The 1,808-nt window shown below is 52.2% G+C and carries 4 protein-coding genes; 1 reads left to right on the top strand and 3 read right to left on the bottom strand.

Annotation, left to right across the window (positions count from 1 at the left end; genetic code table 11):
* The coding region (locus AruPA_RS21570) for a transposase (RefSeq protein WP_265638785.1) at positions 1–194 on the bottom strand (194 nt) is incomplete at its 3' end.
* Between the two features lie 35 nt (positions 195–229).
* On the bottom strand, positions 230–388 hold the full coding sequence (locus AruPA_RS21565; RefSeq protein ID WP_265638784.1) for a hypothetical protein: 159 nt from the start codon (positions 386–388) through the stop codon (positions 230–232).
* Positions 389–839: 451 nt separating this feature from the next.
* Between AruPA_RS21565 and AruPA_RS21560 the strand changes: the two genes are divergently transcribed.
* Positions 840–1,259, top strand: a complete 420-nt coding sequence (locus AruPA_RS21560) for a helix-turn-helix transcriptional regulator (protein ID WP_265638783.1) — start codon at positions 840–842, stop codon at positions 1,257–1,259.
* 117 nt (positions 1,260–1,376) lie between these two features.
* Here AruPA_RS21560 and AruPA_RS21555 read toward each other — a convergent pair.
* The coding region (locus tag AruPA_RS21555) for a transposase (RefSeq protein WP_265638782.1) at positions 1,377–1,808 on the bottom strand (432 nt) is incomplete at its 5' end.

The raw sequence follows: 1,808 nt of genomic DNA, 5'->3' as shown, positions 1-1,808 counted from the left end.
CCGGCAGCTTCCGACTTGCCCGAAAAACTCAGAGCCATCCCCTCAATGGCCTGCCTCTTCCAGCCCGCGATCATCGTCTGGTGAATGCCATGCCTCGCAGCCAACTCCGCCAGCGTCATCTCCCCCTTGATCGCCTCCAAAGCCACCTTCGCCTTGAACTCAGCCGTGTATCGTTTGCGGGTCACCTTGCCCATAAAAGCCCGTCCTTCTCGTCAGAGAAAATAGCTTATCACCCTGTCCGATTTTCCGGGACCAGCTCAATTCCAAGTGCCGCCGCCACATGACCGTGCGGCAGCGAGCGCCGGATCTCAAGCGCCTGATCGGCACCACCTGCCACCACGCCACCCGCGAGACGCGCACGCAGCCCATCGATCAGCTCCGGCGGCATCGGGCTCAGATTGGCGATGATGCATTTATGACCTTGCGTCCCTCGCGGAAACTCTCCCGCAACAGCACAACCGGCGCCGATCGGCAATTCGGAAACACGTCGGCGAACATGGAGGCAGCGAATCACAGATCAAGTCGCGCCGCAAGGCCCATGTATGGACACAAACAGAATACAGAAAAACAGCGCTATGCGAGGCAATCGGCCATGTTCAGGTCATTCTAAAGTAAAAACTTCGGCTTAAAACATGTGCGATGAAAAAACCCACCCCGCAACCAACCGTGTTTGATGGCGTTCATGGCCATCGAAGTAGGTCGGCGTGCGAGGGGATTGATTCCAACGGCAAATCCGAGGACTATGGTGTCTAGCCGCTATTTGAGTTTCTTGTCTCTCCAAAGTGTTTCCCAATTCACAGGCACTGACTGGCATGCCAGTAAAATCCGAAGCGAACTGTATGAAGACCGACGTCGACAAATTGAAACGCAAGAAAAAACGTTTTGCTGAAAATAACATCGATATTGATCGAGATGATCTTTGGTATGAAAAATTTCAGAAAGCCAGGCTACAGCTTGGACTCTCGCAACGTGATATCGCTGACATTATAGGCGTCACTCACACTGCGGTTTGCCTCTGGGAAAAAGGAGATAATTTTCCATCGAAAAAAAGGTTTGATCAAATTGAAGAGCTTCTTGGTTCAACAATTTTTGACCGCGGCAAGAACATCTTTAGCCCATCACGGGACCCTGACTATATCGTTTTGATGAAATTATTTAAGAAATTATCTGAAGAAGATAAAAACGCCGTGATTTCTTTTGCATCTCAGTTGCTTAGAAAAAAAGACGAAACTACGGAGGCTCCATATGCGAAGCCTTGAGGGCACCTCGAAAATTAGCGTTATATTAGCATTTTTTACTTACTAAACGCGTTGAACTCTGAATCAATGGGTTACCATGAGTCGGAGCTCAGAGCCCGAATCTGAATGGTAGTGCGGCTATCGGTTGCGTGTGATTTTCCGTGTGAGCAGGCGGATATGGGCAATGAAGAGCCATGCGGTGGCGCTGGTAACGGTGGTCTCGAAATCCTTTGCAAGACGTCGGCATCTGCCGAGCCAGGCGAAGGTTCTCTCCACGACCCAGCGTCGCGGCAGTAGTTCGAACCCGCTGGCGGTGTCGGAGCGCTTGTCGATCTGTATGGTCCATTTGCCGATTTTGGCGAGGCGTCCATTGAGTTTGGGACCGGCATAGCCGCCGTCGGCGTGTAAATTCGCTTGCAATAACGACCCCCTGAGTGTCCATCCGGGAACACCTTGAATCTTTGGAGTCACTTGTGATTCCATAGCGGCGGCCCGATTCGCAGGAGCGGCCTGATGTGGACGAACGAGAACCGCGCCCGGTATGATCGCAGCAAGCTGCGCTATCCGAGC

It is taken from the genome of Acidiphilium sp. PA (genome assembly GCF_026191915.1).
Lineage (GTDB): Bacteria > Pseudomonadota > Alphaproteobacteria > Acetobacterales > Acetobacteraceae > Acidiphilium.
The sequence above is the reverse complement of the archived record's forward strand: the minus strand, read 5'-3'. Positions and strand labels throughout refer to the sequence as shown.

Bases quoted from the DNA above. Each gene is read 5' to 3' on its own strand.
- AruPA_RS21560 (WP_265638783.1), top strand. From the start codon at position 840: ATGAAGACCGACGTCGACAAATTGAAACGCAAGAAAAAACGTTTTGCT.
- AruPA_RS21565 (WP_265638784.1), bottom strand. From the start codon at position 388: ATGCCGCCGGAGCTGATCGATGGGCTGCGTGCGCGTCTCGCGGGTGGC.